This is a genomic window from Nocardiopsis sp. N85, from assembly GCF_028882275.1.
In the GTDB taxonomy this organism is placed as follows: Bacteria; Actinomycetota; Actinomycetes; order Streptosporangiales; family Streptosporangiaceae; genus Nocardiopsis; species Nocardiopsis lambiniae.
The window spans coordinates 21996-36368 of sequence record NZ_JARBUT010000030.1; the positions used below are offsets into that span (position 1 = coordinate 21996).

The following is a 14373-nucleotide window of genomic DNA, read 5'->3' on the forward strand; positions in this document are numbered from 1 at the left end:
CTCCGATCGTTGGGGAGACGTACGGGGAACATCCTCCAGCACTCTGGGAGTCGAACCGACCGCGGTGCCCCACAACGGGCGGAAAGTCCATGGGGTCCGGCGCTCGACTCGGCGAAGGACGATCCTTTCCTTTCTCTCCACCGGCCCCCTTCCCTCTCCTCCCCACCGCCTCGTCGGACCGCCGTCGGGTCTGGCGACGGTGGCCGCCGCGCCGGGCGTCGCCGAGCCGACGGCCGCCGTGCCACCGCCGGTGCCGTCGGCGTGAACGGCGAGCCGCTCCCCCACGAGCACGGGTCCCCCACCGAGGCGGCCCGGGTGCCCGGCATCGACACCCGGGTCCAGTGGGTGACCGAGGTCGCCGTCGAACCCGGCATGCACGCAGCGGAGGTGCGCGCCACGAACGCCACCGGTCTCACCCGGCCCCCGGACCCCGTCGACACCGTTCCCGAGGACGCCGAGGGGTGGCACCACCTGCGGTTCACCGCCGAGTGGGGTTCCCCGAAAAAAAAATCCGATCCGGGACCCATCCGCCCCGGGACCGGCTCCGAATACCCGGTGTGACCACGAAAACGCAGCGCACCGGGCGGAACCGCAAGAGAGGGCGGCTCCTCCTCGGAGCGTGCGCGGGAACGGTGACCGTGGTGGCCTGCGCGGCCGCCGGCGAACTGGTCGCCGCTCTCGTGGGAACGGCGTCCCCCGTGGTCGCGGTCGGCGACGCCGTCGTCGACAGCACCCCCCAGGCCTTGGCAGAGCTGGCGATCGCGCTCTTCGGGACGGCCGACAAGGTCGTGCTGCTCTCGGGGATCGTCATCGTCCTACTGGTTGTGGGAGGCGTACTCGGAGTGGTCGCGCTGCGGCGGCCGCTCTGGGCGTACGCGGGTCTGGGGGTGTTCGCCGCGGCCGGTGTCGCCGCGGTGTTCATCGGCCGCGGCGGGGACACGAGGACCGTGATCCCCGTTCTCGCCGCCGCGGCCGTCGGAGCCCTGTGCCTGGCGCTGCTGCTGCGCGCCGTCCCGGACGAGACCGCCCCCGCGGGGGTCGAGACGGTCTCGGGACCGGGGCGGCGCCGGTTCGTGCTCACCGCGCTGGCCGTGGCGGCCGCCGCAGGGACGGCCGGAGTGCTGTCCCGGGTGATCTCCGGTTTCGGTGCGGGCGCGAGCTCCCGCGCGGCGTTGGTGCTGCCGGAACCGGCCGTCCCGTTGCCGCCGCTGCCGAGGGGCACCGACCTGAAGGTGCCCGGACTGACCCCGTTCACGACCCCGAACCGGGACTTCTACCGCATCGACACCGCCCTGACCGTCCCCCGCCCGGACGCCGCCCGATGGCGGTTGCGGGTGCACGGACTGGTCGACCGCCCCTTCGAGATCGACATGGCCGAGCTTCTCGACCTTCCTCTGCGAGAAGCCGACATCACCCTCGCCTGCGTCTCCAATCAGGTCGGCGGCGACCTCATCGGCAACGCCCGCTGGCTCGGATACCCCCTGGCCGACCTGCTGCGCCGCGCCGGGGTCCACGCCGACGCCGACCAGATCCTGGCCACCTCGCACGACGGCTGGACCTGCGGCACCCCCACCGAGGTCGTCATGGACGGCCGCGACGCCCTCCTCGCCGTCGGCATGAACGGCGAACCGCTCCCCCACCGGCACGGGTTCCCCGCCCGCACCATCGTCCCCGGCCTGTACGGCTTCGTCAGCGCCACCAAGTGGATCACCGACATCCGGCTCACCCGCTTCGCCGACGACGTGGCCTACTGGGCCGAACGCGGCTGGGCGGTCGAAGCCCCGATCCACACCATGTCGCGCGTCGACGTTCCCGCGCCGCTGTCCCGGGTCCCCGCCGGCGAGGTGGTGCTGGCCGGAGTGGCCTGGGCCCAGCACCGGGGCGTCGACGCCGTCGAGGTCCGCGTGGACGACGGGTCCTGGGTCACGGCCGAGTTGGCCCGGGTGCCCGGCATCGACACCTGGGTCCAGTGGGTGACCGAGGTCACCGTCGAACCGGGACGCCACGACGTCGAGGTGCGCGCGACGGACGCCACCGGCCGCGTACAGACGGCCGAACGCGCCGAACCGATCCCGAGCGGGGCCACGGGCCGGCACCGCATCGCGTTCACGGCCACCTGACACACGACCTCACTCCGATTTCCACGATTTCCACGAGAAGAAGAGTCAAAGGAGAGAAAGATGATTCGCAAGAGCATTCTCGCCGGCACCGCCGCGTTCCTGGCCCTGGGTCTGAGCGCTTGCGGCAGCATGGCGGAGGAGACCGAGCCCACCGAGGGCGCGGCCAGCGAAGAGGCGACCGATCAGGGCATGGACGACGGCGGTGCGGGGATGACGGAGACCGCGGGCGAGAACTTCGGCCCGGGTTGCGCGTCCGTCCCCGAGGACGGCGCGGGCAGCTTCGAGGGCATGGCCCAGGAGCCGGTGGCCACCGCGGCCTCCAACAACCCGCTGCTGTCCACGCTGGTGACCGCGGTGACCGAGGCCGACCTGGGCGACACGCTCAACTCGGCCGAGGACATCACGGTGTTCGCGCCCACCGACGACGCCTTCGCGAAGATCCCGGAGGAGGACCTCCAGGCGCTGCTGGCCGACAAGGAGCAGCTCACCGAGGTGCTCACCTACCACGTGGTGGAGGGCCGGCAGGCCCCCGACGCTCTGGAGGACGGCACGTTCGCCTCGCTCCAGGGCGGTGACGTCACCACCGAGGGGGCCGGTGAGGAGTTCACCGTCAACGGCGACTCGGAGGTCGTGTGCGGCAACGTGCAGACCGCCAACGCCACCGTGTACATCGTCGACACCGTGCTGATGCCCGAGTAGTCGACCGAACCCCCGGGCGGCCCGCGACTCGGGGCCGGACCGCCCGGGTTCCACACGGGAAAGGGGCCGCGCCGAACGGCGCGGCCCGCGACCGCATCAGGGAGGAACCGGATGGATCGGGACGCGGCACGACCGCAGGGTCCCCGGGCGTCGGAACCGGTGCCGGGCCCGGCGCCCGAACGGGCGCTCGCGGATCTGCTGAGCCGGGTGGCGCGCGGTGACGAGGCCGCGTTCGGAGAGGTCTACGACCTGGTCGCTCCATCGGTGTACGGGCTGGTGCGCCGGGTCCTGCGCGACCCGGCCCAGTCGGAGGAGGTGACCCAGGAGGTGATGGTGGAGGTGTGGCGTACGGCCTGTCGGTACGACGCGCGGCGGGGAACGCCGCGGGCATGGCTGATGACGCTCGCCCACCGTCGCGCCGTGGACCGGGTCCGCTCCGAGCAGGTCGGTTCGGACCGAGAGGTCCGGGCCGCGGCGGCCGAGGTGAGCCGCCCCTACGACGAGGTGGCCGAAGAGGTCACCGACCGCTTGGAACGGGAGCGGGTGCGTCGTTGTCTGGACACCCTCACCGATCTACAGGAACAGTCGGTACGTCTGGCCTACTACGGCGGTTACACCTACCGTGAGGTGGCCAGGCTGTTGTCCACTCCGCTGGGCACGGTCAAGACGCGGATGCGCGACGGGTTGATCCGACTGCGCGACTGCCTGGGGGTGGAGTGGTGAGCCGGCGACTGCGACAGGACCCGCACACGTTGTCGGGGGCCTACGCCCTCAACGCGCTGCCACCGGAGGAGACCGTCCGCTTCGAGGACCATCTGGCCCGGTGCGACTCGTGCGTGCAGGAGGTGCGCGGATTCGCCGAGACCGCGGCGAGGCTGGGGACGACCGCGGCGGCCGTCCCACCGCCGGGTCTGCGCGCCCGGGTGCTGTCCGAGGTGTCCCGCACCCGCCAGTTGGCGCCTCCGCCGGTCCGCCTGGCCGAACCGGACCGCCGCTGGTGGACACGCGGCTCGACCTGGGCGATCGCGGCCTGCCTGGCCGTGGCGGTGGCGCTGGGCGCGGTCTCGTGGGATCAGGCCCGGCACATCGAGACCCTCCAGGAGAACGAACGCATGGTCGCGGCGGTGCTGTCGGACCCGGCGGCGGAGTACACCACCGCCGAGCCCATGGAGGGCGTGTTCGTGGCGGCGGTGTACTCCGAGGCCCACGGCAGCCTGGTGTTCAGCGGTCACGGACTGGAGCCGTTGAGGGACGAGGACTACCAGCTGTGGTTCACCCGCGTCGACGGAACCGTGTACTCGGCCGGTGTGCTGCCGGTGGACGAGCAGGGTGTGGTCGCGCCGATCCCGGCCGCCCCGGAGGGCGCCGACACCCAGGGGGTCGCGGTGACCGTGGAGCCGCTGGGCGGCTCCGAGCAGCCCACCTCCGAGCCGATCATGGCGATGCCCATCCAGGGGTGAGCCCCGCGGGGCCCGGCCCGGTCAGGAGACGACGACGTCCTCGGGCCGGGGCAGGTCCCGCATCACCGGGGAGAGGCTGAACAGCGCGGCCAGCGCCGACACCACGGCCATCGACAGGAACACCCAGGTGGGTCCGGCGGCGTCGAACACCAGGCCCACCCCGAGGATGCCGATGGGCTGGGAGACCAGGCACATGAACATGACCGCGCCCAGGACCCGCCCCTGGTACTCGTCGGTGACCGACGCCGCGATGTAGCCGTAGAACACGGCGTTGACGCACGGCACGATCGCGAACACACAGCCCACGAGAAGCCCCAGGGACAGCAGGTTGGGGGCGATCACCAGCGCCAGCGCGCAGACCGGGGCCGACCAGGCGGCGGCCAGGAACGTCGACGAGGGACGCACCCACTTGATGATCGGACCCGCCACCAGTGCGCCGACGAGCCCGCCGGTTCCCGCGAGGGACACGGTGAGGCCGATCTGGAAGTGGCCGGCGCCCTGGCTCTCGGCGGTGGCGATGAGGGCCAGGAAGGCTCCCGTGTGGGTGAAGGCCACGTTGAACCCGACGATCCACATCAGCATCGGCCGCAGGAGGGGGTGCCGGGCCAGGAACACGAATCCGCCGACCGTGCCGCGCAGCGTCCAGGGCTCCCGGGTGCGATATCCCGCCGCCTGCATGGGGCGCCGGATGCACAGCACGAGGACCGCCGACACCAGGTAGGTCACGGCCTCGGCCAGGAACGGGAAGGCCCGGCCCAAGCCGAACAGGAACCCGGCGACCGGCGCGCCCAGGGCGCTGGTGCTGAAGAACCGGATCTGGTTCTGGGCGGAGGCGGTGGACACCTGGGGCGCGGGCACCAGCTGTTTGATGGCGGCCATGGCCACGGGGTTGGAGACGCCCATGAGCGCCGAGGAGCACACCGCGACGGTGATGATGATGGGGAAGGTGATGTCGCCGCTGAGCAGCACGACCCCGAACACACCGAGCAGGACCAGTCGGCCGACGTCGCAGAACAGGAGGACGACCCGCCGGTTGGAACGATCGGCGAGCGAACCGCCGACCACGGCGGCGAGCATGGTGGTGACCACCTGGGCGGCGCCGATGACGCCCGCTTGGGAGGCGGAGCCGGCGAGCATCAGGCAGAGCAGCGGATAGGCGACCTCCCCGCTCTCCTTGCCGAGTCCGGCGAAGAAACGGCTGCTCCACAGGGCCTGGAAGTCGCGGTTGCGGATGAGCGGAGGCGGGTCGCCCACGTCGGTGAGCGGAAGCGGGCCGAGCGTGTCGGGAGCGCGGAGCACGTCGGCCGTGGAGGGCCGCCGACCGTCGGCGGTCGGGTGGAGACGGGGTTGGTCCGCCGTCATGGTGATCGACTCCCCTGAGGGGCCCACGGGTACCGGGGGCGTCACGATGTCGGCCTGGTCGACTCGAAGTGCGTGTGCGGGGCCGCCCGTCGGTCGACGGACGCACGCTCTCTCCGGGGTCAGCGGAGTCTCCCGGGGGTCTGGCCGGGGGGTGAGGTTCTCATGCCGCCATTATGCGCGCGTTATCCACATTAAACGTCTTTGTTGGCATACATCACATACATCAGAGATTCATGTCGGAAACCTTCCCATCGCAGGTGGGGAAAGCCCTCCCGGGCCGGATTCACCGTCTCCCGAGCCCTTCCGAGCGGGGGTTCGAGCGCCTGGCCACGTCCGGCCACGGGAACACCGAAAAACCACCCATGGACTCTTGACCGGCGCACGGGAACGCCGTTCACCTGGTGCGGAAAAGGCTCATGAGAATGCAGATGCACGTGAAATCCGCGCGACCGGTGAGAGGCGAGGAGAAAGGAGAGCCGCGCGGGGTTCCTCGGTGAGAACCCCGCGCGGTGGTCGCGCGTGTGTCACCCTCGGGCGGGACGGTGGCCGGCGGCCGCCGCCTCGATCGTCCACGGGGTGCGTTCCAGGTAGGCCATCAGGATCGCCCCGACGAGCGAGCCGCCCGCGACGAGCAGGTAGGACGGCGCCCATCCACCGGTCAGCTCGGCGAAGAGGCCGAACAGCAGGGGGCCGCCCAGGGCGATACCGCTGCCCACCCCCTGGACGAAACCGGAGAGCGCGGCCGAGCCCCGGGCCGTCGTGGCGCGGGTGTTGATCATGGTCATGACGACCACGAACAGGCTGGTGCCCGCGCCCAGGAAGCAGGTCCACAAGGGGGCCAGGTGTGCCGGCCCCAGGGCCAGGCCCAGATAGCCGACGGCGTATCCGGCCACCCCGAGGGCGACGATCGGGAACGTGTTCGCGGCCCGGGCGGTGACGGTCGGCGCGACCAGGCCGAACAGCAGACTCACACCGACCATGAGGGACACCATGGTCCCGGCGTAGGCCGAGGTGTGCCCCGCGTCGGTGAGAAGGGCCGGCAACCAGGTGAACAGGGTGAAGACGTTCCAGGTGACCAGGCCGAACAGCGCGGCCATGCGCCAGGCCATGCCCACCCGGTACAGCGGCCGGGCCAGGGGCGGTCCCTGATCGGCGCCGGCGGCGCGGTCGGCACGGCGGGCGCCCGGAGACGACCACTGCGCGACCCAGAGCATCCCGGCGACGAGGGCGACGAGCGCCCACGAGCCGAGGGCGACCCGCCAGCCCAGGAGCTGGGCGAGGGGCACGGCCACCAGCGGCGGGAACAGCGCGCCGATGTGGATCGCGACCATCTGGACGGTGCTCAGCGCGGCCAGGCGGTCCGGGAAGTACCGCTTGATGAGCGGCGGTAGGACGACGTTGCCGAGGGCGGCGCCGGTGAGCGCCACGGCGGTGAGCAGCAGCAGGGTGCCGGTCCCGGGCGCGAAGGCGCGCAGCGCCTGCCCCGCGGCGGTGAGGGCCATGCTCAGCACGACGGTGGCCTCGGGGCCGATCCGGCGCATGATCAAGGGGGTGACCAGTCCGAACACGGCGAAGGCGACCAACGGCAGTGTCCCGAGGACACCGACGACGGTGGCGCTGAACCCGAACTCGGCGGAGATCGTGGTGAGCAGAGGCGACAGCGAGGTGACCACCAGGCGCAGGTTGAGCGCGGCGCAGGCGATGGCCACGAGGGCGAGGATGCGGCCCCGGCGTTGGGTGGTGGGTGCCGGGGCGGGCCGTGCCGACGGTCGGTCGGCGATGGCCGTCATCGTCGAAGGTGTCATAGCGGCGACGGACGTCCCTTGTTCAGCGGTGGTGCGGCGTTGCACCGATGCCCGGTCGACCGGCGAGCGACATCGCCTGCCCTCGAAGGATCACTTCTCGGGCGAGCCAAATACGACCTTTTCGCTCAAATGTTAAGCATAACCCGGGTGTATACACAACTTTCCGTATTTAATACGGATATCATGTGCGCATGGCTGATCTCGACGAACTTGATACGGCGATCCTGGCCGAACTCCAGTCGGACGCACGGAAGACCAACCGCGACGTGGCCGCGGCGGTGGGCGCATCGCCCACGACGACGCTGGATCGGACCCGCGCGCTGCGAGAAAAAGGTGTGATCCGTGGCGCATTGCTGGACGTGGACCTGGAACTCATCGGCCGACCGGTACAGGCGCTCATCACGGTGAGCGTCGTCAAGCCCTCCCGGCACAACATCGAGGCGTTCCGGGACTGGGTGCGCTCACTGCCGGACACCCTGTCGGTGTTCGTGACCTCCGGCAGCGAGGACTTCCTCATCCACGTGGCGCTGCCGGACAACAACAGCCTCTACGCGTTCGTCATCGACAAACTGACCGAACGCCCCGAGGTCGCCGACGTACGGGCGTCGATCGTCTACGAGCACCTGCGCAACGACCGCATCGCCCCGACCAACGCCCGGGAACGACGCCGTCCCTGACCCCGTCGTGAACGCCCGGGACCGGCGGTGATCCCGGGCGTTGGTCGGGGGCGCGATCAGCGCCGGCGCCTACGGGATCGTGCTGTGGGCGCGACTGGACGGCGCGCTCGCCGGGATCGCCGCGCTGCGCGAGACGAGCATCGTGTCCGCCGCCCTCTCGGGGACCCTGCTGTTCGGGGAACGGTTCGGGGCGGTGCGGATCGCCGCCTCCGCGCTCGCCGCCTCCGCGCTCGTCGTCGCCGGGGTCGTCGTCGCCGGGGTCGTGCTCCTGACGCTGTGATCCCGCGATCGCGGCCCGCCCCCGGCTGGTCGGCTCCCGGTCCCCCTCGTATCGTGTCCGTGTGACCGACGTCTCAACGGAGTCCATCGCCGTCCGCCGTCTGTGGCAGGGTCTGGACCTGCCCGGGCTGGTGGACGTGCACACCCATTTCATGCCCGGCAACGTGCTCCGCAAGGTCTGGGCCTATTTCGACGCCCTCGGCGGGTACTGGCCCATCACCTACCGGGACGACGAGGCGGCCCGGGTCGCCCGGCTGCGGGAGTTCGGCGTGGTGCGCTACACCTCGCTGTTCTACCCGCACCGTCCCGGAATGGCCGTCTGGCTCAACGACTGGGCCACCGGGTTCGCCGCCGCCCACCCCGACTGCCTGCACGGCGCCACCCTCTACCCCGAGCCCGAGGCCCGGGACTACGTGCCCGCCGCCATCGCGGCGGGCGCGCGCGTCTTCAAGGCCCACGTCCAGGTCGGCGGGTACGACCCCCGCGACCCGCTGCTCGACGAGGCCTGGGGCGCTCTTGCCGACGCCGGGGTCCCCGTGGTGGTGCACTGCGGTTCCGGCCCCCTGCCCGGAGAGCACACCGGCCCCGGGCCCTTCTCCGAGGTGCTGCGCCGCCACACCCGGCTGACCGCGATCATCGCCCATGCCGGGTCGCCCGAGTACACGGCCTTCCTCGACCTCGCCGAACGCCATCCCAACGTCCACCTGGACACGACCATGGTCTTCACCCGGTTCACGGAACGTCGGGCGCCCTTCCCCGTGGACGACCTGCCCCGGCTCAAGGACCTGGCCGACCGGATCCTGCTCGGCACGGACTACCCGAACATCCCCTACCCCTACCTCGAACAGCTCGACGCCCTGGTCCACCTCGACCTGGGCGACGACTGGTTGCGCGGTGTCCTGTACGGCAACGCCGCCCGCCTGTTCGATCTGTGAGACACCCGAGGACGCCCGACGCAGAGAGAAAGGCCCCGATGGAACTCGCGCTCACCCCACTGGAGTTCGCCCGCCGGACCCGCCGGCTCCATCCCGACCGGCTCGCGGTGGTCGACCGCGACCTTCGACTGACCTACGAGGAGTTCTTCGACCGCTGCGACCGCTGGTCGTCGGTGCTCCAGGGCATGGGGGTGACACCGGGCGACCGGGTCGCCTACATCGCCCCCAACACGCACGCCCAACTGGAGTCGTTCTACGCGGTGCCGCAGCTCGGGGCGGTACTCGTCCCGGTGAACTTCCGGCTGACCGCCGAGGACTTCGTCTACATCGTGAACCACTCCGGCGCCAGGATCCTGTGCGTGCACGCCGACCGGCTGGAGACCGTGGACGACGTGCGCGACCGGCTGCCCGGGGTGGAGCGGTTCATCGCCCTGGAGGGGTCCCGACCGGGATGGGAGGACTACGAGGAGTTGCTCGCGGAGGCGTCCCCGGCGTTCGAGCGCCCCGAGATCGAAGAGCACTCCCTGCTGACCATCAACTACACCTCCGGGACGACCGCCCGGCCCAAAGGTGTGATGATCACCCACCGCAACGCCTACGTGAACTCGGTGGGCACCCTGCTGTACGGGCGCATCGACGTCGGTGAGTCCTACCTGTGGACCCTGCCGATGTTCCACGCCAACGGGTGGACGTTCACCTGGACGGTGACGGCGGCCGCCGGAGTCCACGTGTGCCTGCCGGTCATGGACCCGGCGGCGGTGTACGAGCTCATCAGGGTCGAGGACGTGCGGTGGCTGTGCGCCGCGCCCACCGTGCTCATCATGCTGGCCAACGCCCCGGCCGAGGTCCGGGGCGAGGTGCCGCCGGGCGTCCGCGTGTTCACCGCGGGCGCCTCCCCCGCCGCGGCCACCATCGAACGTCTGGAGGACGACTTCGGGTGGACGGTCACGCACGTCTACGGCCTGACGGAGACCGCCCCCTTCATCACCGTCTGCGAACCGCGCGCCGAACACGCGGGCCTGCCCGCACGGGAGCGGGCGGCGATCAAGGCCCGGCAGGGCGTCGAGCTCATCACCTCCGGCGAGCTGAGGGTGGTGGGCGACGACGGAGAGGAGGTGCCCTGGGACGGCAGGACCACCGGTGAGATCACGGTGCGCGGCAACGTCGTGATGAAGGGGTACTACGACGATCCCGAGGCCACCGAGCGGGCCATGGGAGACGGGTGGTTCCACAGCGGCGACGCGGCCGTCGTGCACCCCGACGGGTACGTGGAGATCCAGGACCGGCTCAAGGACGTCATCATCTCCGGCGGGGAGAACATCTCCTCCGTCGAGGTGGAGGGCGCTCTCCTGCGCCATCCGGCGGTGCTGGAGGTCGCGGTGTTCGGGGTCCCGCACGAGAAGTGGGGCGAGTCGCCCCGGGCCGCGGTGGTGCTCCGCGAGGGGGAGCGGGCCACCGAGCGGGAGATCATCGACTTCGCCCGGGACCACCTGGCGCACTTCAAGGCGCCCACCGGGGTGGAGTTCGTGGAGAGCCTGCCGAAGACGGCCACCGGCAAGATCCAGAAGTTCGTCCTGCGCGGCGGTGCCTCGGCGGTCTCCCGACAGTAGGGGGGCGGGCCCTCCGCCCCCGCTCTTCAGGGGGCGGAGGACACCCCCGGGTTCACTCCCGCGGCGGTGCCAGCAGGACGAACCCGGCTCCGAAGGGGTCGGCGCAGGCCGCGACGCGGCCCACGCCGGGGGTGTCCTCGGGTCCCATGTACACCTGACCGCCGCCGGCGCGAACGCCTCCCACGGCGGTGTCGGCGTCGGCGACCATGAAGACGGGGTTCCAGGCGGCGGAGCCCTCGGCGTCGTCGACCTGTTCGGGGAGCAGGGCCATGACGCCGCCCTGGTCCCGGTCCCTGTCCGCGCCGGCGGGGGTGACGACACGGTAGTGGCCGGACTCGCCCGGCAGGTCGAAGTCGGTGTAGGACCACCGGAACAGTTCCCCGTAGAAGTCCACCGAGCCGGGACCGTCGGGTGTCCAGAGTTCGACCCGGCACAGGGACCCGGGGGCGTCGGTGCGCTGCACGCCGGGGAAGGCGGCCGGGTGCCACACCGCGAACCGGGCGCCCTGCGGGTCGAAGAACTGGGCGGTGCGGCCCAGGTGCAGGACGTCGAACGGTTCGATCAGCACGGTTCCGCCGAGGCGTTCCACGGCCACCGCCGTGCCGTCCACGTCGGGGTCGTGGAAGAACACCGTCCAGCCGGGACGTTCGCTCTCACTGATGGTGGGGCACAGTCCGGCGACGATGTCGCCGGCGAGCTTGAGGGACAGGTAGCCGGCCGCCTCGGGGCCTCCCTCGGAGATCGCCTCCCAGCCGAAGACCCGCCGGTAGAAGGTCGCGGAGGCATCGACATCGGGAGAGGACACCTCGACCCAGCAGGGAGATCCGGGCAGGAAGTCGGTCGTGATCATCGAAGGCGCCTCCTCATGGACCCACATCATTCCCGAGTCCGGGGCGCCGTTCTCGCCTCCCGGGGCTGGAAGCGGCAAAGTCTCTCACAACACACCGCAACCCATCGAACACGGATTCGGACCGCCGATGCCGCAGCCCCCTCCACGGAGGCGTCGGCCCGGATGCGTCGGCGACGGAAACGGACGAAGAGGGGACCGAGGTTCTCACCGCGATGCACGTGCCGAAGAAGCATCCGGAGAATCGAAGGAACCCAGCCGGAACGTACAACTTCTTGTACAATAGATACGAGTTCAGGCGCATCACGAAAGGCCGAGGCATGAAGACCATGACCTACTCCGAGTCCCGTGCCAACTACGCCGCCGCGCTCGACTCCGTGGTCGACGACCGGGAAGAGATCGTCATCACCAGAGCAGGGCGCGAGCCGGTGGTGATGATGGCGTTGTCCGAGTACGAGACCCTGAGGGAGACCGCTTACCTCCTCCGCAGTCCCGAGAACGCCCGACGTCTGGTGACTGCGATCGAGGAACTCGAGTCCGACCGTGGAATCGAGCGAGGGCTGAGCGAGTGAGGCTGGTCTGGGCGGAGAGCGCCTGGGAGGACTACGTCTGGTGGCAGGGCCAGGACCGGAAGATACTCAAGCGCATCAACACACTGATCAAGGACATCACCCGCAACGGCAACGAGGGCATCGGAAAGCCGGAGCCGCTGCGACACGGTTTTCAGGGTTACTGGTCACGCCGCATCACCGACGAGCACCGACTCGTGTACAAGCTGGCCGAGGACGAGATCCGCATCGCTTCCTGTAGGTACCGCTACGGGAAGTGAGGGTGACCCTGTCAGTGTTCGAAATGGACGAAGAGGCGGCCAGGATTCGTCCAACGACCACACTTCCGTCAACAGCGAGACCGGGCCAGGGGGCTCATACCGCTACCACGTGCACGTAGTCGGCACCGATCGCGTCTACGTAGGCGGCGATGTCCCCCGGAGCGCTCCTTCAGGATCGCGCCCATGACGTGAACGGTCGCCGGGTCCGGACGCCACACCTGGGCGAGGACGGGGCCGGGGACCACGGGGCGGTGCGGGGACCGGGTGAGTCCGCGGTGCATCTGTACCGCCTTGGCCTTGCGCGCCGCCAAGGCGATGAGCATCCCCGTGTCGTAGACGGGGGTACGGGTGCTCACGCCACCTCTCCCCGATGAGACTCATGGGTCTCCCCGACGCCGTGGACCAGGCGCATCGCCTCGTCCACCTCACGGCGCTCGTCCTCGCTCAGGGATTCCTCGCCCGCCTCGTCCACGGGCCCGTAGTGCTCGGCACGCCCCTCGGCGTCCGCGATCAGCGCGTCGAGACCCGCGAACTGCGCTTCGGCCGCCTCGACCTCGGCCATCTGCCGGATCGCGGCGTTGACCAGATAGGACGACACGTCCATGCCCGCACGATCCGCGTGCTCCCGGATCCGCTCGGCGTCCTCGGCTTCGAGACTGATACTGATGCGCACTCTAGCCATGACACCAGAGTCATACCCGTATTACGATCCGTCGATGATTCCGACCGATCAGCCAGGGGCAGGCTCAACGTTTGCGGTAGACCTAGCGGCGGGGGCGACGCGCAAGGCCACCACCACGAGCCGACCGTCATCAGTCGCGTACACGACCCGGTGGTCGCCCACTCGAATGCGCCACGGCCCCGGGTAGCCGGTGAGCGGACGGCATTCGTCGGGTCGAGGTTCCCTCGCCGACCCCATCACGGCCGAGTACACGCGACGGGCCACGGGTTCGCCCAGCTTGGCGGGCTCCTTGCTCGCCCGGCCGTCGAACACGACCTCGTAGGGATGTGATCGGTCTTCGGTCACAGGCCGAGCTCCCTGGCGACGTCCTCGGCGTCACCGGAGCGAATCTCCTCCAGTCGCTGGCGGGCGATGCCGCCGTCCCGCTGGTCGAGGAGTCCTTCGTACGCCTCGACCAGGCCGATCGAAACGATTGCGGCGACCCGCTCATGGTTGCGTCCACGGGTGACGTAGGTGATCTCATCACCGAAGGCGGCTCTGTTCACCCTCTGGGAGAAGTGGTCACGAGCCTCCCGCATCCACAGAAAACGGCTCGCCCTCCCGGGCCGCGTGCGCGAGTATCGCGGCATGGACACGTGTGCGCGGTGCGGAGCGGTGAGCGGCACCCCTTGCGAGGAGTTGTTCCAGCGGCTGCTGGCGCTGGACCACTCCCGTCAGGAACCGTGGGGCCCGCTGCACGGCGTCGCCGTCGCCTGTTACCGCCTCCAGCACCCGGCCTCCCTGGCTGAGGGCACACACGCCTTTCCGCTGGAACTGCTGCGGACCCACGTCGAGGACGGGGCCGAGGCCTCCCGCAAACTCACTGAGCGCGCCCGCCGCGCCAACTCCCACCGGGTCCGCCGACGAGAGCACGGCGCACCCGCTGCTCCCCGGACAAACGTCCCCAGCGGGTTCACGTTCACCGTCGCCGAGGTCGCCGTGGACGGCGGTTTCCCCGCCGAGGGCCACACCGAACGCGTCCGCGCCTGGGCAGAGGCCACCCTGGCCGCCTGGTCCGCCTGACCTGCC

Annotated in this window: 17 protein-coding genes and 2 pseudogenes; 12 read left to right on the plus strand and 7 right to left on the minus strand. The window is 70.5% G+C overall.

What is annotated here, in order from left to right; genetic code table 11:
• Positions 1–261 precede the first annotated feature (261 nt).
• The 5 genes from PWG71_RS27415 (at position 262) to PWG71_RS27435 (ending at position 4279) form a co-directional block, all read left to right on the plus strand.
• On the plus strand, positions 262–561 hold the full coding sequence (locus PWG71_RS27415; RefSeq protein WP_274812936.1) for a hypothetical protein: 300 nt from the start codon (positions 262–264) through the stop codon (positions 559–561).
• Positions 549–2120 (plus strand): molybdopterin-dependent oxidoreductase, encoded by a 1572-nt coding sequence (locus tag PWG71_RS27420; protein WP_274812977.1) that lies wholly within the window; start codon positions 549–551, stop codon positions 2118–2120. The genes PWG71_RS27415 and PWG71_RS27420 overlap by 13 nt, the downstream gene beginning before the upstream one ends.
• 60 nt (positions 2121–2180) lie before the next feature.
• Positions 2181–2819, plus strand: a complete 639-nt coding sequence (locus PWG71_RS27425) for a fasciclin domain-containing protein (protein WP_274812937.1) — start codon at positions 2181–2183, stop codon at positions 2817–2819.
• A gap of 111 nt (positions 2820–2930) precedes the next feature.
• The gene (locus tag PWG71_RS27430; RefSeq protein WP_274812939.1) at positions 2931–3542 is read left to right on the plus strand and encodes a sigma-70 family RNA polymerase sigma factor; all 612 of its coding nucleotides are present in this window, start codon (positions 2931–2933) and stop codon (positions 3540–3542) included.
• On the plus strand, positions 3539–4279 hold the full coding sequence (locus PWG71_RS27435) for an anti-sigma factor (protein WP_274812940.1): 741 nt from the start codon (positions 3539–3541) through the stop codon (positions 4277–4279). The genes PWG71_RS27430 and PWG71_RS27435 overlap by 4 nt, the downstream gene beginning before the upstream one ends.
• A 21-nt stretch (positions 4280–4300) precedes the next feature.
• On the opposite strand, the gene PWG71_RS27440 is transcribed toward PWG71_RS27435, so the two are convergent.
• Both PWG71_RS27440 and PWG71_RS27445 read right to left on the minus strand, forming a co-directional pair.
• Positions 4301–5641 (minus strand): MFS transporter, encoded by a 1341-nt coding sequence (locus tag PWG71_RS27440; RefSeq protein ID WP_274812941.1) that lies wholly within the window; start codon positions 5639–5641, stop codon positions 4301–4303.
• A gap of 524 nt (positions 5642–6165) precedes the next feature.
• Positions 6166–7446 carry an MFS transporter gene (locus PWG71_RS27445; protein ID WP_274812942.1) on the minus strand — a complete coding sequence of 427 codons (1281 nt, stop codon included), beginning with the start codon at positions 7444–7446 and terminating at the stop codon, positions 6166–6168.
• A gap of 191 nt (positions 7447–7637) precedes the next feature.
• On the opposite strand from PWG71_RS27445, the gene PWG71_RS27450 reads away from it, so the two are divergent.
• From PWG71_RS27450 to PWG71_RS27465, 4 genes and pseudogenes are all read left to right on the plus strand, one after another.
• On the plus strand, positions 7638–8123 hold the full coding sequence (locus PWG71_RS27450) for an Lrp/AsnC family transcriptional regulator (protein ID WP_274812943.1): 486 nt from the start codon (positions 7638–7640) through the stop codon (positions 8121–8123).
• A 40-nt stretch (positions 8124–8163) separates the two neighbouring features.
• Positions 8164–8403 (plus strand): annotated as a pseudogene (locus tag PWG71_RS27455) (hypothetical protein); the annotation flags it as partial.
• A gap of 61 nt (positions 8404–8464) precedes the next feature.
• Positions 8465–9337: an amidohydrolase family protein gene (locus PWG71_RS27460; protein WP_274812945.1), complete on the plus strand. Its 873-nt coding sequence runs from the start codon at positions 8465–8467 to the stop codon at positions 9335–9337.
• A 38-nt stretch (positions 9338–9375) separates the two neighbouring features.
• The gene (locus tag PWG71_RS27465) at positions 9376–10947 is read left to right on the plus strand and encodes a long-chain-fatty-acid--CoA ligase (protein WP_274812946.1); all 1572 of its coding nucleotides are present in this window, start codon (positions 9376–9378) and stop codon (positions 10945–10947) included.
• Between the two features lie 52 nt (positions 10948–10999).
• Here the strand turns inward: PWG71_RS27465 and PWG71_RS27470 are convergent, their stop codons facing one another.
• On the minus strand, positions 11000–11797 hold the full coding sequence (locus PWG71_RS27470; protein ID WP_274812947.1) for a VOC family protein: 798 nt from the start codon (positions 11795–11797) through the stop codon (positions 11000–11002).
• Positions 11798–12114: 317 nt separating this feature from the next.
• Here PWG71_RS27470 and PWG71_RS27475 point away from each other — a divergent pair, with 317 nt between their 5' ends.
• Together PWG71_RS27475 and PWG71_RS27480 are read left to right on the plus strand one after the other, a co-directional pair.
• Positions 12115–12366 (plus strand): type II toxin-antitoxin system Phd/YefM family antitoxin, encoded by a 252-nt coding sequence (locus tag PWG71_RS27475; RefSeq protein WP_274812948.1) that lies wholly within the window; start codon positions 12115–12117, stop codon positions 12364–12366.
• Positions 12363–12623 (plus strand): Txe/YoeB family addiction module toxin, encoded by a 261-nt coding sequence (locus tag PWG71_RS27480; RefSeq protein ID WP_274812949.1) that lies wholly within the window; start codon positions 12363–12365, stop codon positions 12621–12623. Before PWG71_RS27475 ends, PWG71_RS27480 begins: the two co-directional genes overlap by 4 nt.
• Positions 12624–12787: 164 nt before the next feature.
• Here the strand turns inward: PWG71_RS27480 and PWG71_RS27485 are convergent.
• From PWG71_RS27485 to PWG71_RS27500, 4 genes and pseudogenes are all read right to left on the minus strand, one after another.
• A pseudogene (locus PWG71_RS27485) lies at positions 12788–12979 on the minus strand (hypothetical protein); the annotation flags it as partial.
• Positions 12976–13305, minus strand: coding sequence for a plasmid mobilization protein (locus tag PWG71_RS27490; RefSeq protein WP_274812950.1), 330 nt, complete (start codon positions 13303–13305; stop codon positions 12976–12978). The pseudogene PWG71_RS27485 and the gene PWG71_RS27490, both read right to left, overlap by 4 nt.
• 48 nt (positions 13306–13353) lie before the next feature.
• A complete protein-coding gene (locus PWG71_RS27495; RefSeq protein ID WP_342456010.1) occupies positions 13354–13650 on the minus strand; it encodes a type II toxin-antitoxin system RelE family toxin in 297 nt (98 codons plus the stop codon).
• Positions 13647–13883 carry an antitoxin of toxin-antitoxin stability system gene (locus PWG71_RS27500; RefSeq protein WP_274812951.1) on the minus strand — a complete coding sequence of 79 codons (237 nt, stop codon included), beginning with the start codon at positions 13881–13883 and terminating at the stop codon, positions 13647–13649. Before PWG71_RS27500 ends, PWG71_RS27495 begins: the two co-directional genes overlap by 4 nt.
• A gap of 49 nt (positions 13884–13932) precedes the next feature.
• On the opposite strand from PWG71_RS27500, the gene PWG71_RS27505 reads away from it, so the two are divergent.
• The gene (locus tag PWG71_RS27505) at positions 13933–14367 is read left to right on the plus strand and encodes a DUF5946 family protein (RefSeq protein WP_274812952.1); all 435 of its coding nucleotides are present in this window, start codon (positions 13933–13935) and stop codon (positions 14365–14367) included.
• Positions 14368–14373: the final 6 nt, after the last annotated feature.